Origin of the sequence: Rhodoferax ferrireducens, assembly GCF_031458075.1 — a bacterium.
In the GTDB taxonomy this organism is placed as follows: domain Bacteria; phylum Pseudomonadota; class Gammaproteobacteria; order Burkholderiales; family Burkholderiaceae_C; genus Rhodoferax_B; species Rhodoferax_B ferrireducens_A.
The window spans coordinates 384,375-402,719 of record NZ_JAVDXT010000005.1 but is presented as its reverse complement, the minus strand read 5'-3'; the positions used below and the strand labels follow the sequence as shown (position 1 = coordinate 402,719).

Here is an 18,345-nt window from a genome sequence, read left to right as displayed (position 1 = left end):
TCAGGCGGTCTTTCGCTGGAGCAGCATGGCGTCGCCATAGCTGAAGAAACGGTATTGGTTGGCGATGGCGTGGCGGTACAGGTCCATGATGTGCTCGTAGCCGGCAAACGCGCTGACCAGCATCATCAGGCTGGACTTGGGCAAATGGAAGTTGGTCACCAGCAGGTCCACATGCTGGAATACAAAGCCCGGCGTGATGAAGATGCGGGTGTCGCCACTGGCCAGCCCGGACTGGGCCCAGGATTCGAGCGTGCGCACGGTGGTGGTGCCCACGGCGACCACCCGGCCGCCACGGGCCTTGCAGGCCGCAATCGCCTGCTGGGTGGCGGTAGGCACTTCGTACCACTCGCTGTGCATCTGGTGCTCGGCGATGTTCTCGGTTTTCACCGGCTGGAAGGTGCCGGCGCCCACGTGCAGGGTGACGCTGGCGCGCTGTACACCACGGGCTTCGAGTTCGGCCAGCAAAGCGTCGTCAAAGTGCAGGGCGGCGGTGGGCGCGGCCACGGCGCCGGGTGCGCGGGCGAACACGGTCTGGTAGCGCTGCGCGTCCTCGGCCGAATCGGTGTGCGTGATGTAGGGCGGCAGCGGCACATGGCCGTGGCGTTCCATCAATGTGTAGGGGTCGTCGCCTGCGTCGTTGCTGAGCACGAAGCGGAACAGCGTGCCGTCGGCATCGGGCCAGCGGCCCAGCAGGGTGGCGCGGAAACCGCCATCGCCTACCAGGCTGATGGTAGCGCCGGGCTCGGGCTTCTTGCTGACCCGCATATGGGCAGCAACCTGGTTGCCGGTGAGTACGCGCTCGACCAGCAGTTCGACCTTGCCGCCGCTGGCTTTTTCGCCGAACAAGCGGGCTTTGAGCACCTTGGTGTCGTTGAAGACCAGCAGGTCACCGGCGCGCAAAAGGCTGGGCAGCTCGCGGAAGATGCGGTCCTGTGCCTGGGGGCTGCTGCCGTCCAGCAGGCGGGAGCTGCTGCGTTCTGGGGCCGGGTGCTGGGCAATCAAGGCCTCCGGCAGAGTGAAGTCGAAATCGCTGAGGGTGTAGGGTCGCATGTAACTTGAGGGCTGGACAAGCCCATACCAAGAGTTTTGGAAAAAGCTGTGGATTGTCCCATGCGGGCGGGAGAGCCGAGCAGCGTCATGCAAAGTGGGTATATACCTGCGTCTGTTGCGTCCTGGATTCTTGCGGATACGGCAGAATGGGTTTCGCGGGTGTAAAGTGGGTAAAACCATTGGCATGCGAACAGCATGCACCGTGGCAGGAGGTCAACACATATGCATGTTTCCACGCGAAGCTGGCCCGGGCGGCACGACTTTCTGTGGCGTATTGCGGTCGTGCTTATGGATTTGAGGCCTAAGCTTTTATCTGCCGTTGCCAGCTTGGCCGCCAGCTCTTCCAGCACATCACGCGGGTGGGAATGCCGTGTCCGTTAATTTGCCCGTTGACACTTATCGTTTCTTGCTGGAGCAGGTGCAGGCTGCGATTTTCGTGGTGCAAGAACATTGCCTGGTGTACGTCAATCCGAACTTGAAGCAATTGTTCGGCTATCTGCCGGAAGACGACCTTTATGGCATGGAGGCGGCGGAACTCACGGCTCCTGACTACCGTGACTATGTGCGTCAACAGGTGCAGGCACGGGTGGAAGGTGTGCCAGGGCATGTGTATGAAATCGAATGCATACGCAAAGATGGCACGCAGTTTTCGGCGCAGGTCCGGGGTGTTCGCATTGAGCTTCCCAATGGCGTGGCCGATCTTGTCACCTTGCATGACGTCAGTGACATCAAGCGGGCGACACGTATGGCCCAGTCACGGGCGCAACTGTTGAACAACGCAGAGGAACTGGCCCGCATCGGGTCGGCAGAAATGGATCTGGCGACCGGGGCCATGACCTTGTCCTCCGGCATGTTCAATATCTTTGGTGAAACGCCCAGCGAGGCGACCGTCACGCGGGAATGGCTGTTGTCGCGCGTGCCGGCGGCCGACCGACCGTATGTGCAGGCCATCAGTGAAGGCGTATCGCCCGGGGAGATTCTGGAGTTCCAGCACCGCATCACGCATACCGATGGCAGTTTGCGCACGGTACTGCACCGCGGCCTGGCCGAGGCGGATGCCCAGGGCCAGGTTGTGCGCTCGGTCACCATCTTGCAGGACATCACCGAGCAACGCGCGGCCGAGCAGCGCCTGGATACGCTGGCGAACACCGATGAAATCACCGGGCTGCGCAACCGCAATGCACTCAGCGAGCGGCTGGATACGGCGTTGCGAGAGGCCCAGCGCAAGGAAGTCCAGATTGCCGTCATCGGTATCCAAATTGGCCAATTGAAACTGGTCAGCGAATCCCTGGGCAAGGCGGGGGGAAATCTTTTACTGGCAGCCGTAGCCGGCCGCTTGCAAGAGAACCTGGACGCGAGTGACATGCTGGCGCACTTCGGCAATGGCGAATTCACGGTGCTGCTGGCGCGCGATGAGCCCATGGACGAACCGCTGGCGCGGCAGCTCGCGGTGGCGTGGATGGATGCGCTGGGTGTGCCCTTGATGGTGGGTGACAACGAGATCAAGGTGACCTGTGGCATGGGGATCGCGCTGTTTCCCCAGCATGGGCAGGAACCTGAAGAACTGCTCCACCATGTCCAGGCCGCGACCTACCATGCGGACGCGCTGGGCAGCAACCAGATCTGTGTTTTCAGTGTCGACATGCAGTCCAAAGCCGTGACGCGGCTGGCACTGGAGTCCGGCTTGCGGCGCGCCCTGGAGCGCAATGAATTTGAGCTGTATTACCAACCCAAGCTGGACCTGGTCAGTGGTGCGGTGGTGGGCGCCGAGGCCTTGCTGCAATGGCATGCGTCAGGGCAGCCGCTGGGTGCGCGTACCGCGTTCCTGGACGTCGCGGAGGAAACCGGCTTGATCGTGCCCATCGGGGAATGGGTGTTGCGCAGCCTGTGCGAACAGTCGCTGGCCTGGCAGCGGCAGGGCCTGGCACCGGGCAGGTTGGCGATGAACCTGTCGGCCCGGCAACTGCTGCAGTCCGACATTGTCCAGCGCATACAAACGATCCTGGCGGAAACCGGGCTGGAGTCGCGTTACCTGGGCCTGGAGATCACCGAGGGCGTACTGCTGGGCGAGCGTGCCCATGTGACGCGGGTACTTGGCGAGCTGAAGGCCATGGGCATCGAGATCTCGCTGGAGGACTTTGGTACCGGCTACTCGAACCTGAGTTATCTGCGGACTTTGCCTATCGATGTGGTCAAGGTGGACCGCTCGTTTGTGCACGATGTGACTGCTGCGTCGCAAGACGTTTCCATCACCCGGGCCATCATCACCATGGCCCACAGCCTGCAAATGAAGGTGCTGGCCGAAGGCGTGGAGACCGAGGGCCAGTTGGCGCTGCTGATTGCCAACCACTGCGACCAGATGCAAGGGCATTATTTCAGCACCTCCATCCCGGCGGACGCTATGGCCGAAGTCTTGCGCCAAGGCCGGCAGTTGCCCGAGCATCTGCTGCTGCGGCGCACCCACCAGCGCACCTTGCTGCTGGTGGACGATGAGGACAACATCGTGGCTTCGCTCAAGCGGCTGCTGCGCCGCGACGGCTACAACGTGGTGACCGCCAACAGCGGCGCCCAGGGCTTGCAGCGCCTGGCCGAACATGCGGTGGATGTGATCGTCTCCGACCAGCGCATGCCCGGTATGACCGGCGTGGAGTTTCTGCGCCGGGCCAAGGAGCTGTATCCCGAAACCGTGCGCATGGTCTTGTCGGGCTATACCGAGCTGCAGTCCATCACCGATGCCATAAACGAAGGCGCGATCTACAAGTTCCTGACCAAGCCCTGGGACGATGAGCGCCTGCGCGGGCATATTGCAGAAGCCTTTTCGCACAAGGAGATGGCCGACGAGAACAGCCGGTTGGGCCGCGCGGTGATCGTGGCCAACCAGGAACTGAGCGCGGTGAACGAGCGTCTGCAAACCCTGCTGGCCGAGCAGCGCGAGCAGATCAACCGGGAGTCCAACAGCCTGGTGGTGGCGCGCGAGGTGCTGGACCTGATCCCGACGGCCATCATCGGCCTGGACCTGGCGGGCATGGTGGCTTTTGTGAATGCCGACGCAGAGGCTTTGTTTGGCAGTGCGGCGCTGCTGCTGGGGCGCGATGCCGATGAGGTGCTGTCTCCCGAGTTGCTGCAGGTCTGGCGCCAGGCCGATGGGGCCTACCACGACTTGCAGTTTGCTGCGCAGGCCTACCGCGTGGTCTGCCGGGTGATCGGCGAGGAGTCCCATTCCCGGGGCAAGTTGCTGGTGTTGACCCCGGCAGGCCCTGGCCTGTCCCTGGTGTAGGCCATGCACAAAACCACGGTTGCCATCGAGGACGTGCCGGAGGCCGCCGTGCTGGCCGAACCGGTGCTCGACGTGCACCAGCAGGTGCTGCTGTCTGCGGGTACCTTGCTCACACCGGCGCGGCTGGACAGCCTGCGGCAGCGGGGGGTAACCCGCCTGGTGATTGTGGCTGCCGCACCGGATGCGGTGGAATCACTGGCGCTGCAAGCGCAAACCGACGAGAGATTGCAATACCTGTTCCGGCATGCGCTGCAAGCCGGCCAAGTCAACCCCTTGCTGCATATGGTGGCACGTTATCGGCAGGGAGGAAGCCCATGACCAGCTTGTCCACCCAGGAAATTCTGCGCAGTGCGCGTGACCTGCCGGCCTTGCCGGCCATCGTGATGGAGCTGATCCAGTGCATGGGCGACCCGCATGCCAATATGGAGCAACTGGCGGTCAAGATTTCGCATGATCAGGCCTTGGCGTCCAAGACCCTGCGCCTGGCCAATTCCTCTTTTTATGGCTTGTCGCGCCAGGTGACTTCCATCGCCGAAGCGACCACGATTCTCGGACTGCGTACCTTGCGCAGCATCGCCACGGCTGCCGGCCTGGTGGGCGGTTTTCCGCGGCCGGAGGGCTCGAGCTTTGACTTCGCCGCGTTCTGGCGCCATTCCATTGGTACCGCCTTGTGCGCCCGCTCTGTGGCGCAGGCGGCGCGGCTGGACGAGGACGCGGCGTTTACCCTGGGCCTGCTGCATGACATCGGGCGACTGGTGCTGGCCACACATTACAGCGCGCAATACGCTGCGGCCATGGCCTATCGGCGCGAGCAGGATTGTCTGAACCTGGTGGCCGAGCAGCATATTTTGGGGACCAACCACACCGTGGTGGGCGGGCTGATTGCCGAGCATTGGAACTTTTCGCCAGCCATCGTGGCCGCGATTGTCGAGCACCACAGCCCACCCGAGACGCCGGAGAAAAGCCTGACCGACGTGGTACATGTGGCCGACAACATCGCGCATGCGATGGACTTGTCGCACCAGGACGGCGACATGGTGCCAGCGTTGTCCCTGCCTGCCTGGTCCCGGCTGGGGCTGGGCGAGAGTGCCTACGCCCAGGTGTTTTATGCCACCGAGCAGCAGTACGAATCCGTCTGCCAGATCCTTTTAACGTAGGAGCCAGCCTTGAACACGATAAGCAATTCTGTTGCGTCCACCGCGCCGGATATGGGTGACAACCTTACCGGCGACCAGGTGAAGGAGCTGCTGCGTGCCAACGAAGAGCTGAAGCAGCTCAACGCACGGCTCTCGGATGCGCAAGACAAGCTAATGCAGTCCGAAAAGCTGGCCTCCATCGGCCAGTTGGCGGCGGGTGTGGCACACGAGATCAACAACCCCATCGGTTTCATCTTCTCCAACTTTGGCACGCTGGAGCGCTACCTTGACGACCTGTTCCAGATGCTATCGGCCTACGAGCAGGCCGAACCCGCGCTGGCCGGCACCCCGGTGGCGGCGCAGCTGAAGGCTTTGCGCGAGAAAGTGGAGCTGGATTTCCTGAAGGAAGACATCCCCACCTTGATGAACGAGTCCAAGGACGGCATCACCCGGGTGCGCAACATCGTGCAGAACCTGAAGGATTTTTCGCGCGTGGACACCTCGCAGGAATGGGTGCTGGCCGACCTGCACCACGGCATTTCCTCCACCCTGAACATCGTCAACAACGAGATCAAATACAAGGCCGATGTAGTGAAGGAGTTTGGCGAAATCCCGGACATCGAATGCCTGCCGTCGGAACTCAATCAGGTGTTCATGAACCTGTTGGTTAACGCAGCCCATTCCATCCAGGCGGAGCGCGGCCTGATCACCATCCGCACCGGCACCGAAGGCGATACGGTGTGGGTCGATGTGGAAGACAACGGCGGCGGCATCGCCAAAGAGAACCTGGGCCGGATTTTTGACCCCTTCTTCACCACCAAGGCGGTGGGCAAAGGCACGGGCCTGGGCTTGTCGCTGTCGTACGGCATCGTCAAAAAACATTTTGGCCAGATTGATGTGTTCAGCGAAGTCGGCGTGGGTACCCGCTTTAGGGTGAGCCTGCCGGTGCAACACCCTAACGAGGACTGAACCGTGGCATCTTTGATGGACAGTGAAGCCCCTGCGCCCTTGGGCGATGGCCCGAGTGCCGAGCCGCCGTCCGCCCACGTGTACCGCGTCATGTGCGTGGATGACGAACCGAACATCGTGGCTGCCTTGCGCCGCCTGTTCCGCGGCACCGGCTACAGCGTGGTCACCGCCACCAGCGGCGCCGAGGCGCTGGAGCTGATGGCGCAACAGCCGGTGGATCTGCTGATCTCGGATATGCGCATGCCCGGCATGGATGGCGCCCAGTTGCTGGAGCAGGTGCGTGCGCGTTGGCCGGACACGGTGCGGGTGCTGCTGACCGGCTATGCTGACATCAAGTCGACGATTGCTGCCATCAACAGCGGCGAGGTGTTCCGCTACATCACCAAACCCTGGGACGACGCCGAAATTCTGGGTACCGCCCGCCAGGTTTTCGAACGCCAGTCCCTGGAGCGCGAGAAGCACCGGCTGGAGGCCTTGCTCCAGATCAAGAACGCCGAGCTGCTGGCGCTGAACGCAAGCCTGGAGGAAAAGGTCCAAGCCCGTACCAGCGAGCTGTCGCTATTGACGCAGAAGCTGAAAAAGAATTACCTGACCTCGATCAAGGTCTTCTCCAACCTGATGGAGTGGCGCGGCGGCAGCTTGTCGGGCCATGCGCGGCGGGTGGTGGATCTCACGCGCCGCACCGGGCGCTCCATGGGCCTGGTCGAGGCCGAGCAGCAAGACCTGTTCATTGCCAGCCTGATGCACGACATCGGCCAGATCAGTTTGTCCGACCACATCCTCGCGCGGCCGGTAGGCCGGCTGACCGAGGAAGAGTTGGTGCTGTACCGCAAGCATCCGGTGCTAGGCGAGCAGGCCTTGATGCCGCTGGAGGATATGCAAGGTGTGGCGGCCCTGATCCGCTCGCACCATGAACGCCACGACGGGCATGGCTATCCGGACGGCTTGGTTGGCGATGCGATTCCGGTGGGCGCGCGCATTCTGGCTGTGGCCGACACCTATGACGATTTGCTGCATGGGCATCTGAGTTCGGGCAATCTGGGTGCCGCCGATGCGCGGGCCATGATTGCGCGCGGGCGCGGCACCCAGTTCCACCCCGAAGTGGTGGATGTGTTTCTGCAGGTGCTGCTCGAAGCCGCCGTCGCGGTAGAGGCCCAGCCGGTGATGACCGACATCAAGGACCTGCGCTCCGGCATGGCGCTGGCCACCGACCTGGTGTCCGCCGAAGGGGTGGTGCTGCTGGCGGCCGACCATGTGCTGTCGGCCGACCTGATCCGGCGCATACAGCTGCGCGAGGGCCGTGAGGGCATGCCGCTGAAGCTACCGATCAAAAAATCGTCTTGGAGGCCATGATGCAACGTATCTTGCTGTTGGATGATGAGGACCATGTGCTGTCTGCACTCAAGCGCGTGCTGCGTTCGGGCTTCGGGGCGGCGCTGGTGGTTGAAACCACGGTCGACCCAGAGCAGGCCCTGGCTCGGCTCAAGCAGGTGCCGTTTGACGTGGTGGTTTCCGACTACCGCATGCCCTTGATCACCGGCACCGAGTTTCTGGGCCTGGTGCGCTACATCCAGCCGCAGGCGGTGCGGATGATTCTGAGCGCCACCTCGGATTTCGAGACCTTGATGCGGGCCGTCAACGATGTGGAAATTTTTCGCTACATCATGAAGCCTTGGGACGAGAAGGATTTCACCGACCACATCCGCCAGGCGCTGGAGCGCGCCGCCCATCTGCGGCACGAGAGCGAGCTGGCCGATGTAGGGCGGCAGCAGTTTGGCGATCTGAGCGCGGCCGAGCTGGAGGCGCGCCGGCTGGAAGCTATGGAGCCCGGCATCACCAGAGTCGACTGGGGGCCGGACGGCGAGGTGCTGGAGCCGCCACACAAGCCCTCGAACTGAACGTCAGGCGAGGGGCGCCATGCCCGACCACAGCTCGTTCAGGTCCGGGAAGTGCCAAGCTTCCGGGTCTTCGCGCCCTACGATCTTTTCCTTGCAGCCTTCGGCGGACAGGTCGATCACCTGGGGCGGGATGCGCATATCCGACTTGGTCGAGAAGAACACCTTGACCAGTGGCTTGAGCAGGGTGGCGGCATTCTGTTCGACCACCACGCCTATGCGCCCCGATGTCAGCCGCACCAGCGAACCCGTAGGGTAGATGCCCAGGCTTTTCACAAAGGCCTGGAACACCTGGGCGTCCAAATGGCCATGGGTCCATTCGGCCATGCGTTTCAGGGACTCGGCCGGGTCCCAGCCCTTTTTGTAGGGCCGGTTGGAGGTGATCGCGTCGTAGACATCGCAGACCGCGCCCATCTTGGCGTAGAGGCTGATTTGTTCGTCTTTTTGCCGTTGCGGGTAGCCTGTGCCATCGGTTTTCTCGTGGTGGTGCAGCACCACGTCGAGCACGATCGGGTCCTGCACCTGGCCCTCGACCAGTAGCTTGTGGCCTTGCACGGGGTGCGACTGGATGATGGCGAACTCGGCGTCGGTCAGCTTGCCGGGTTTGTTTAGCACATCCATGGGCATCATGGCCTTGCCCAGATCGTGCAGCAGGCCGGCCAGCCCCATGGAGCGGGTGACGTCTTCGTCCAGCTCAAGGCGGCGTGCCAGCGCCACCATCAGCGCGCATACCGCCACCGAGTGCATATAGGTGTAGTCGTCGGCGGTCTTGAGACGGGCCAGGTTGATCATGGCTTCGTGGTTGCGCAGCATCGAATCTGAAATCTCTTGCACCATGTGCGAGGCCAGCTCGGTATCCACGGTCTTGCCCATGCGCGCTTCCTGCAGCATGGTCATGATGGCCCGCTTGGACTTGGCGCAAATCTCCGCGGCCCGCTTGTATTCGGCGGCCAGAGAAGTGGGTTGGGTATCAGAGGGCGTGGCCTCGGCGGCGTGCACCTCCTGCACCACGGCGGCCAGAGACTCGGCTTGCGCCAGGGCTGGCGCGTCGGCGGCAATGTCCTTGCCCTTGCTGGTGTCGATCCAGACCTCCTGGATGCTGCTGGCCAGAATCAGCGCGATATCCTGGGGGTCGGTCAGCACAAAGTGGTTGCGCCAGAACGGGTGCTCCATCCAGGGGCCGCAAAAGCCGTCGATGTGCATGCCCAAGGCGAGCTGTTGAACGTGGATTCGTTTAAGCATGTTGCGCTGCGTTGAATGGAGCAAGGCTGGGCGGGCCAAATGCACGTTGGAACAAGTTTTTACAGAGTATGGCGTAGAGCCGGTGTTTACCCAGGCTAAAAGTGGCGAACCAGGGCCTTTCTGCGCTGCGCTGGTGGATTGGCACAACAAGGCAAAATCCGCCCCCATGGCAGCACCTCCGCCCAAGCTCAATCCCGCGCAGAAAGCGTTGCTCAAACTCGGGCTGCGGCGCGACATCGACCTGGCCCTGCACCTGCCGCTGCGCTACGAGGACGAAACCCGCATCACCCGCCTGGCCGATGCGCGCGAGGGCGAGACGGTGCAGATCGAGGCGTTGGTGACGCACAGCGAAGTCACACTGCACGGCCGCCGCCAGCTGGTGGTGACGGTAGACGACGGCAGCGATACCTGCCAGCTGCGGTTTTTTAGTTTCTATCCCTCGCACCAGAAGACTCTGGCCGTGGGCGCGCGGCTGCGGGTGCGCGGCGAGGTCAAGGGCGGCTTTCTGGGCCGGCAGATGCTGCACCCGGTGTTCAAGCTGGCCGGTGGCGATCTGCCGACGGCGCTGACCCCGGTGTATCCCAGCGTGGCCGGCCTGCCCCAGGCCTATCTGCGCCGCGCCGTGCTGGGCGGCCTGCAGCGCGCCCCCTTAAGCGAAACCCTGCCGCCCGGCTGCCCGCCCTATAACTCCGAATATTTGAATAAAACAGGCCTCCAGCGCAATTACAGCCTGCGCGAGGCGCTATCTTTTTTGCACCACCCCGCGCCCAATGTGTCGCTGACTGCGCTGGAAGACCGCAGCCACCCGGCCTGGCAGCGGCTGAAGGCCGAAGAGCTGCTGGCTCAGCAGCTGTCGCAGCTGCAGGCCAAGCGCGAGCGCGACCGCCTGCAGGCCCCGCCCCTGGCCGCGCTGCCAGGCGCTGGCCTGCGCCAGGGCCTGCTGGGCGCACTGCCGTTTGCGCTGACGGCGGCGCAGCAGCGGGTCGGCCAGGAGATCGCCGCCGACCTGGCCTTGCCGATTCCCATGAACCGCTTGCTGCAGGGCGATGTGGGCTCCGGCAAAACCGTGGTCGCCGCGCTCGCCGCCTGCACCGCCATCGACGCCGGCTGGCAGTGCGCGCTGATGGCGCCGACCGAAATCCTGGCCGACCAGCATTTCCGCAAACTGGTCGGCTGGCTGGAGCCGCTGCTGGCCCCCTTGGGCAAATGCGTGGCCTGGCTGACCGGCAGCCAGAAGACCAAGCAACGCCGCGAGATGCTGGAAAGAATAGCCAGCGGCGAGGCCGCGCTGGTGGTCGGCACGCATGCGGTGATCCAGGAGAAAGTGGTGTTCCAGAACCTGGCGCTGGCGCTGATCGACGAGCAGCACCGCTTTGGCGTGGCCCAGCGGCTGGCGCTGCGCAGCAAGCTGGTCGACGGCGCGCTGGAACCGCATCTGCTGATGATGACGGCCACGCCGATCCCGCGGACGCTGGCCATGAGCTACTACGCCGACCTCGACGTGTCCACCATCGACGAGCTACCGCCGGGGCGCACGCCCATCGTCACCAAGGTCATCAACGACGCCCGGCGCGACGAGGTCATCGAGCGCATCCGCGCCCAGATCGACGAGGGCCGGCAGATCTACTGGGTCTGTCCGCTGATCGAGGAAAGCGAGGCGCTGGACCTGGTCAACGCCACGCAAACCCATGCTGATCTGAGCGAAGCCCTGCCCGGCGTACTGGTCGGCCTGCTGCATTCGCGCATGGCGGTGGCCGAGAAGAAGGCGGTGATGGGCTTGTTCACCGACGGCGTGATGGGCGTGCTGGTCAGCACCACGGTGATCGAGGTCGGGGTCGATGTGCCGAATGCCTCGCTGATGGTGATCGAGCATGCCGAGCGCTTCGGCCTGAGCCAGCTGCACCAGCTGCGCGGCCGGGTCGGGCGCGGCGCGGCGGCCTCGGCCTGTGTGCTGCTGTATTCCACCGGCGATGCGCCGCGCCTGGGCGAGATTGCCCGGGCCCGGCTGAGAGCCATGGCCGAGACCAACGACGGCTTCGAGATCGCCCGCCGCGACCTGGAGATCCGCGGCCCGGGTGAGTTTCTGGGCGCGCGCCAGTCGGGCGCGCCGCTGCTGCGTTTTGCCGACCTGGAAACCGATAGCGAGCTGCTGGAATGGGCGCGCGAGCTGGCGCCCCAGATGCTGGACCGCTACCCGGCGCTGGCCGAGCAGCATGTGCTGCGCTGGCTGGGCGGCAAGGCCGAATACCTGAAGGCCTGAGCTAGGTGCTGTCCGCCTGGTTGGGCTCCGCTGGTCTGGGCTGCGTCAAGGCAGGCTGACCACCGCCCCCGTGGACTGCAGAATTTTTTTGACGGAGTTGGTGCCGTAGTCCGCCACGTACACGTTGCCGCTCGCATCTACTGCAACGCCCCAGGGCTGGCTGAACCCCGATCCCAGCGTGGTAACCGTGCCCGTGCCGGCAGCGATCATTTTCACTGCGTTGTTAGCTCTGTCCGCCACATAGACATTGCCGCTGCTGTCCACTGCGATGCCCAGGGGTTGGTTGAATCCTGAACCCAGTGTGGTGATCGTTCCGGTGCCTGCGGCAATCATCTTCACCAAGTTGGCGCCAAAGTCTGCTACATAGACATTGCCGCTGCTGTCTACCACCACACCTGTGGGCTGGCTGAACCCGGAGCCTAAAGTCGTGATGGTGCCGGTGCCTGCCGTAATCATCTTCACCAGGCCGTTGCCGTAGTCCGCCACGTAGATGTTGCCGCCGGCGTCCAATGAAACGCCTACAGGTTGGCTGAATCCCGAACCCACGGTGGTGATGGTGCCGGTGCCGGCGGCAATCATTTTCAGTGCGCTGTTGTTGAAGTCCGCCACATAGACATTGCCGCTCGGGTCGACTGCGGCACCAATCGGGAAGCTGAATCCTATGCCCAGGGTTGTGACGGCCCGGGTACCCACCGTAATCAACTTCACTGTATTGCTGCCGGCATTGGACACGTACACATTCCCGCTGGCATCCAGGGCCACGCCGCTGGGATTGCTGAAGGGGGACGTACAGCTGATGGCCACGTTGCTGACATTGGTCGCTGGCATCGTGCCGGAACCATTGGTGACCGCGCAGCTCTTGCCGGCAGGGTTGCTGGCCACAGTCACCGCATACGCCGTGCCGTGGGGCACCGTGGTGTTCATGCTGAAGCTGGTGGCGTTGGCCGAAATGGTGGTCGAGTCCGTACCTTGGTTGGCCAATACCAATCCCGTACTGGTGCCTAAACCGATGATCGTGCCCCCCAGGGCAAAGGACTGGTCGGCGCAGGTCACCACCACGTTCGTCAGGTTGCCGGCGGGCATGGTTTGCGCGGTCGAGGGGGAGACCGTGCAACCCATGCCGGTGGGTTGTGTCTGCACGCTGATCTGGTAGCTGCTGCCATAAGGCACGGCCGTGGGCATCGTGAATGTGGCGGCGCCAGTCGGCACGCTGAAGGTATCGCTGCCATTGGCCAGAACCAGGCCGCTCACGCTGCTGGTGGTACCGGATGCCGGGGCGATGCTGCCACCCAGTGTGTAGGTCTGTGTGGAGCAGGTGACAACCACACTGGTTACGCTGGCGCTCAAGGTGCCGCTGCCACCCGTGACAGAACAGGCCATGCCTGAGGGGGCGCTTTGTATGGCCACGTTGTAGTTGCTGCCCGTAACCAAGGGGGCAAAACTGAAGCTGCTGCCGTCCGCGGCAACGGTAGCAGTCGTGCTGCCGTTGGCGAGCACCAAGCCACTGGCCGTGCCACTGGATAAGCCCGTGATCGTGCCACTGAGCGTATAACTGGGCTCTGCCGGCACCAAGGGATCGTCGCTGTCACTGCATCCCCCCAACATGGCGCCAAGAGCGATGCAAAGGCCGAACGCGAGGCGTTGGCCGTATTTCAAGCGGTAAAGCATGTGTGCCTAATCTGCTGGTAGGGTGGCGTAGAAGGTCGCACACCGCCGGCTGGTTAGGTGAGTGCCGAGATCCTCTCCATAGTACGGTGACTTTGGCTTCCAGTCTCAGCCATTTGCGACCAAGGCCCATTTAATTCGTCCCGCCATCTTCAGGGTGGCCTGGATGTGCGGCAAGCGGCCTGAGCGCTACCAGCTGCTGGGCTCGAAGCCCGACCACAGCGGGTTCAGGTCGGGGAACTTCCAGACCTGCGGGTCTTCGCGGTTGGTGATCTTTTCCTTGCACTCGGGCAGGGCCAGGTTGATCAGCACCGGCGGAATGCGCATGTCGGACTTGGTGGAGAAGAACACCTTCACCACCGGCTTCAGCAGTGCGCGCGGGTTTTGAGCAGTGACCACGCCGATGCGCCCCGACGACAGCCGCACCAGCGAGCCCGTGGGGTAGATGCCCACGCTTTTCACGAATGCCTGGAACACCTGGGCGTCCAGGTGGCCGCTGGTCCAGCCGGCCATCTTGCGCATGGCTTCCGACGGGTCCCAGCCTTTCTTGTACGGCCGGTCGGAGGTGATGGCGTCGTACACATCGCAGATCGCGCCCATGCGGGCGAACAGGCTGATGTCCTCGCCCTTCAGGCCGGCGGGGTAGCCTGTGCCATCGGTCTTCTCGTGGTGGTGCAGCACGATGTCCAGCACCATGGCGTCGAGCGAGGGGTCGTTGACCAGCATGTCGTAGCCATTCGCCGGGTGGGCTTTGATGACGTCGAATTCGGCGTCGGTCAGCTTGGCCGGTTTGTTCAGCACCTCGGACGGCGTCAAGGCCTTGCCCAGGTCGTGCAGCAGGCCGCCCATGCCGGCGATCTTGGTCTGCTCTGCGTCCAGCTGCAGCTGCAGCGCCAGCGACACCATCAGCGCCGACACCGCCACCGAGTGCATATAGGTGTAGTTGTCGGCGGTCTTCAGCCGCGCCAGGCTGATCATGGCGTCGGGGTTGCGCTGTACCGAGTCGGAGATCTCCTGCACCAGCAGCGTGGCCAGCTCGGTGTTCACCGGCTGGCCCGAGCGCGCCGAGTCGAACATGGCCATCACCGCTTGCTTGGACTTGACGCAGATGCGGCTGGCGCGCGCATACTCGACCGCGGCGGTGGTCGGGGTGGTGTCGCGCGCCGGGGCTTCGACCTGCAGAATCTCCTGCGCAATCGCCTCGGCCGAGGTGGTCTGGGCCAGGGGCTCGACGCCCGGCGGCACGTCCAGGCCCTTGGTGGTATCGATCCAGACCTCCAGCACACTGCTGGCCAGCACGCGCTCGATGTCCTTGGGGTCGCTGAGTACAAAGTGGTTGCGCCAGAACGGATGGTCCATCCAGGGGGCGCAGAACCCGTCGATGTGCATCCCGAGGGCGAGCTGTTGAACGCTGATTCGTTTGAGCATGGGGTGGGAGGCAAAGGACGAGGGCATAGTATGGCCCAGGAAGCTACGTTCGCTTACACATCCAGCGGCGCAGGCCTGCGTACTTTAGATGAAAAAAGCCGCTCCCGCATATCCCACCTGCGTAAAGCGCTATGGTTTTTGAGGTTCTTGTGGCGGCATGAGCACTGCCAGGCCGGCAAGAATGGTCTGCACCAGCTCTGCATGGATCTCGGCCCGGGGCCGGCCGCCGCCGTCTTCGCACACGGGGTCGAACTCGCCTTCGTCGGCTAGCAGGGCGGCCCCGTTCGGTTTGCACACGCCGAGAAAGCTGAAATGGGTGGCATCGGGCACGAACGCATAGCGGCTCGCCGGCACCAGGGGCGCGAGCCGTGTTGCGTCCACCGCCAGCGGCAGCTGGCCGGGCCGGCCCAGGTTGATGAACTGCACCGGCACGCCCATGCTGCGCAGGCTGGCCGCATCGAAGGCCTGGGCCAGGCCCGGGTCTACGGCCACCACGGCGCGGATGCGCGGGTCGGCGTGCGATTGTTCGAAGCGGCTGGCGTCTATGCGCTGCAGGTCGACGCCGCCGCGCGCAAACCACGGGCATTCGTTGATGACCGTGCCCGGCGGCACCGGCGTGGCGCAGTAGCGGATGTAGTCGGCCAGGCGGACCTGGGCGCCGGCCATTGCCAGGGCGGTGTAGCCGCCGAGCGAAAAGCCCAGCACGGCGATGCGTCGCGGCGCAATCCGGGCCTGCCAGTCGGGGTGGGCGAGCAGGGCGCTGGTGACGGCCGACAGGTCGGCCGGTCGCTGCCAGATCTGCACCGTGGTGGACGGCGTGGAGTCGCCGGTGGTGCTGCCCGGGTGGTTGGGCGCCGCCACGATAAAGCCCTGCTGTGCGAGCTGCGTGGCGAGCCAGCCCAGGCCGATGGCATTGCCGCCCGAGCCGTGCGATAGCAGCAGCAGCGGATGCCGGCCCGGCGCGGGCGGTGCATCCCAGCGCGCCGGACTGCCGTAGAAAAGCTGGTTGGCGCCCACCTTATCGGCCCGACCGCCAGCTTCGGCCGGGTACCAGAGCACGACCTGCAGCGGGCGGCCGCGGTGCGCAGCCGGCAGCAGCAGCTGCTGGATACCGGGGCCGTCCTGCGCCCAGACGCTGGTGGTGGATACACAAAGGCTGGCCAGAGCCAGAAAAACAGAGCAAAGCAAGTGCATGGAAACTCCTGTGTCAAAAAATACGCCGGATGGCGGTAAAGGCATGCCCGAGAATGCCGACTCCCGCGCGCTTTGGCGCCCTGCAACCGGATACAGGCCGTCCTCGAACACGATCCAGGCCCTTGTCTTGCTCCTTTGCCCCGACCTCCATCTGCCGGTATTGCCCATGTTTTTCATTCCTCTCCCGTTCATCGTGGCCTTGGTGCTGGTGTTCCTGCTCGCGCAGATGACTTGGCGCCAGGGCGTGGTGGTACTGGCCAACCAGCGCTTCCGCCTGCTGCTGGGCGGCTACGCGCTGCTGTCGGTGCTGGTGGGGCTGCGCTGGGGCTATGGCATCAAGCTGCTGTTGCCGCTGCAGGCCACGCTGGCGGTCAGCCTCGCGCCCTGGGCTCTGCGCTGCTACCAGACCCTGGCGCAGGACGCCGCGGCCTCGCCCTGGCAGAAGCTGCATGCGCTGCCGGCCCTGGGCGTGCTGGCGCTGATCGCCTGGTGGCCGCAGGCCATCGATGCGGCCGTGGTGCTGGTCTACCTGGGCTACGGTCTGGCCTTGCTGCGGCTGGCGCGGCGCGGGCCGGATGGGCTGGGGGTCGCGCGGCTCGACCAGGCGCCGCTGGTGCACCGCATGCTGCAGGCCACCGCGGTGTCGCTGCTGCTTTCGGCGCTGGTCGATGCTTTCATCGCCTGGGACATGGTCAGCAGCGGCGGCCGCTACAGCGCGCTGTTGTTGGGCAGCTTCGAGCTGTTCTTGCTGCTGATCTGGGGCTATGCAGCCTCGGTGGCGGCCGACAGCCTGCCGGACCACGCCACGCCGCCGGCCGAGGCGGTAATACAAGCCGAAGCCGCCGCCCCGCTGGCCGATGACCAGCGTACCGTCGCCGCGCTGCAGCAGCTGCTGCAAGACCAGCGCCTGTACCTGGAGCCGGACCTGAACCTGATCCGCCTGGCGCGCAAGAGCGGCATCCCGGCGCGGCAGATTTCGGCCGCCATCAACCGGGTCGAGGGCAAGAACGTCTCGCAGTACGTCAACGACTTCCGTATCCAGCACGCCTGCGACCTGCTGCGCAGCAGCCCGCAGACCGTGGCCGAGGCCATGCTGGCCAGTGGCTTCCAGACCAAGTCGAATTTCCAGCGCGAGTTCCGCCGCGTCACCGGCACTACGCCGGCCCTGTGGCGGCAGCAGGCTGAAGGTTAAGAAGAGGGGCGGGGATTGTGTCCACCGGAAACATCTGCCCCTCGCGCAACAGCATCCGCTAGGTAGACAATACGCCCATGACCCTCACTGAGCTGAAATACATCGTCGCCGTGGCCCGCGAGAAGCACTTTGGCAAAGCCGCCGAGGCCTGCTTTGTGTCGCAGCCCACCTTGTCGGTGGCCATCAAAAAGCTGGAAGAAGAGCTGGACTGCAAGCTGTTCGAGCGCAGCGCCAACGAAGTCTCCATCACCCCGCTGGGCGAAGAAATCGTGCGCCAGGCGCAAAGCGTGCTGGAGCAGGCCGCCAGCATCAAGGAGATTGCCCAGCGCGGCAAAGACCCACTGGGCGGCGCGCTGCGCCTGGGCATCATCTACACGATTGCGCCCTATCTGCTGCCCGACCTGGTCAAGCAGGTGATCAGCCGCACGCCGCAGATGCCGCTGATGCTGCAGGAGAACTTCACCGTCAAGCTGCTGGAAATGCTGCGCATGGGCGAGATCGACTGCGCCATCATGGCCGAGCCCTTCCCCGACACCGGCCTGGCCGTGGCCGCGCTGTACGACGAGCCCTTCATGGTCGCCGTGCCGACCTCGCATGCGCTGGCTTCGCAGGCCAGCGTCACCGCGGAACAGCTGAAGAACGAAACCCTGCTGCTGCTGGGCAACGGCCACTGCTTCCGCGACCATGTGCTCGAGGTATGCCCCGAGTTCGCGCGCTTCTCCAGCGGCGCCGAGGGCATACGCAAGAGCTTCGAAGGCTCGTCGCTGGAAACCATCAAGCACATGGTGGCCGCCGGCATGGGCATCACCCTGGTGCCGCAGCTCAGCGTGCCCAAGTCCGCCTTGGCGGCCAAGCCGAAGCGCGGCCGTGACGACGACCCCTATGTGCGCTACCTGCCGTTCGACGGCGAGCCACCGATGCGCCGCGTGGTGCTGGCCTGGCGGCGCAGCTTTACCCGCTACGAGGCGATTGCCGCGCTGCGCAACGCCATCTATGCCTGCGAACTGCCGGGCGTGAAACGCTTATCTTGAAAACGA

At 64.2% G+C, this 18,345-nt stretch carries 14 protein-coding genes; 9 read left to right on the top strand and 5 right to left on the bottom strand.

Features of this window, described 5'->3' with window-relative positions; all coding sequences use genetic code 11:
* Positions 1-1,050 carry a tRNA preQ1(34) S-adenosylmethionine ribosyltransferase-isomerase QueA gene (queA, locus tag J2X19_RS22950; RefSeq protein WP_310376807.1) on the bottom strand — a complete coding sequence of 350 codons (1,050 nt, stop codon included), beginning with the start codon at positions 1,048-1,050 and terminating at the stop codon, positions 1-3.
* A gap of 370 nt (positions 1,051-1,420) precedes the next feature.
* On the opposite strand from queA, the gene J2X19_RS22945 reads away from it, so the two are divergent.
* The 6 genes from J2X19_RS22945 to J2X19_RS22920 are packed head-to-tail and all read left to right on the top strand — an operon-like array spanning position 1,421 to position 8,330.
* Positions 1,421-4,327: an EAL domain-containing protein gene (locus J2X19_RS22945; RefSeq protein WP_310376805.1), complete on the top strand. Its 2,907-nt coding sequence runs from the start codon at positions 1,421-1,423 to the stop codon at positions 4,325-4,327.
* Between the two features lie 3 nt (positions 4,328-4,330).
* Entirely contained in the window at positions 4,331-4,645 is a 315-nt protein-coding gene (locus tag J2X19_RS22940) for a hypothetical protein (protein ID WP_116606614.1), read from the top strand.
* Positions 4,642-5,484 (top strand): HDOD domain-containing protein, encoded by an 843-nt coding sequence (locus J2X19_RS22935; protein WP_310376802.1) that lies wholly within the window; start codon positions 4,642-4,644, stop codon positions 5,482-5,484. The genes J2X19_RS22940 and J2X19_RS22935 overlap by 4 nt, the downstream gene beginning before the upstream one ends.
* A gap of 9 nt (positions 5,485-5,493) precedes the next feature.
* Positions 5,494-6,432, top strand: a complete 939-nt coding sequence (locus J2X19_RS22930) for an ATP-binding protein (protein WP_310376800.1) — start codon at positions 5,494-5,496, stop codon at positions 6,430-6,432.
* 3 nt (positions 6,433-6,435) lie between these two features.
* Entirely contained in the window at positions 6,436-7,785 is a 1,350-nt protein-coding gene (gene nosR / locus J2X19_RS22925; protein WP_310376795.1) for a response regulator c-di-GMP phosphodiesterase, NosR family, read from the top strand.
* Positions 7,785-8,330, top strand: a complete 546-nt coding sequence (locus J2X19_RS22920) for a response regulator (RefSeq protein WP_310376793.1) — start codon at positions 7,785-7,787, stop codon at positions 8,328-8,330. Before nosR ends, J2X19_RS22920 begins: the two co-directional genes overlap by 1 nt.
* A 3-nt stretch (positions 8,331-8,333) precedes the next feature.
* On the opposite strand, the gene J2X19_RS22915 is transcribed toward J2X19_RS22920, so the two are convergent.
* Positions 8,334-9,569: an HD-GYP domain-containing protein gene (locus J2X19_RS22915; RefSeq protein WP_310376792.1), complete on the bottom strand. Its 1,236-nt coding sequence runs from the start codon at positions 9,567-9,569 to the stop codon at positions 8,334-8,336.
* Between the two features lie 166 nt (positions 9,570-9,735).
* On the opposite strand from J2X19_RS22915, the gene recG reads away from it, so the two are divergent.
* Entirely contained in the window at positions 9,736-11,829 is a 2,094-nt protein-coding gene (gene recG, locus J2X19_RS22910; RefSeq protein ID WP_310376789.1) for an ATP-dependent DNA helicase RecG, read from the top strand.
* A gap of 45 nt (positions 11,830-11,874) precedes the next feature.
* Here recG and J2X19_RS22905 read toward each other — a convergent pair whose 3' ends face one another.
* The 3 genes from J2X19_RS22905 to J2X19_RS22895 form a co-directional block, all read right to left on the bottom strand.
* Entirely contained in the window at positions 11,875-13,326 is a 1,452-nt protein-coding gene (locus J2X19_RS22905; RefSeq protein ID WP_310376891.1) for an NHL repeat-containing protein, read from the bottom strand.
* A 357-nt stretch (positions 13,327-13,683) separates the two neighbouring features.
* Complete coding sequence (locus tag J2X19_RS22900; RefSeq protein WP_116606620.1) at positions 13,684-14,922, bottom strand: cyclic di-GMP phosphodiesterase; 1,239 nt, start codon at positions 14,920-14,922, stop codon at positions 13,684-13,686.
* 129 nt (positions 14,923-15,051) lie between these two features.
* Positions 15,052-16,116, bottom strand: coding sequence for an alpha/beta hydrolase family protein (locus tag J2X19_RS22895; protein ID WP_310376785.1), 1,065 nt, complete (start codon positions 16,114-16,116; stop codon positions 15,052-15,054).
* Positions 16,117-16,282: 166 nt separating this feature from the next.
* Between J2X19_RS22895 and J2X19_RS22890 the strand changes: the two genes are divergently transcribed.
* Positions 16,283-17,308 carry a helix-turn-helix domain-containing protein gene (locus tag J2X19_RS22890; RefSeq protein ID WP_310376782.1) on the top strand — a complete coding sequence of 342 codons (1,026 nt, stop codon included), beginning with the start codon at positions 16,283-16,285 and terminating at the stop codon, positions 17,306-17,308.
* A gap of 77 nt (positions 17,309-17,385) precedes the next feature.
* Positions 17,386-18,339 (top strand): LysR substrate-binding domain-containing protein, encoded by a 954-nt coding sequence (locus J2X19_RS22885; RefSeq protein ID WP_310376780.1) that lies wholly within the window; start codon positions 17,386-17,388, stop codon positions 18,337-18,339.
* Positions 18,340-18,345 lie beyond the last annotated feature (6 nt).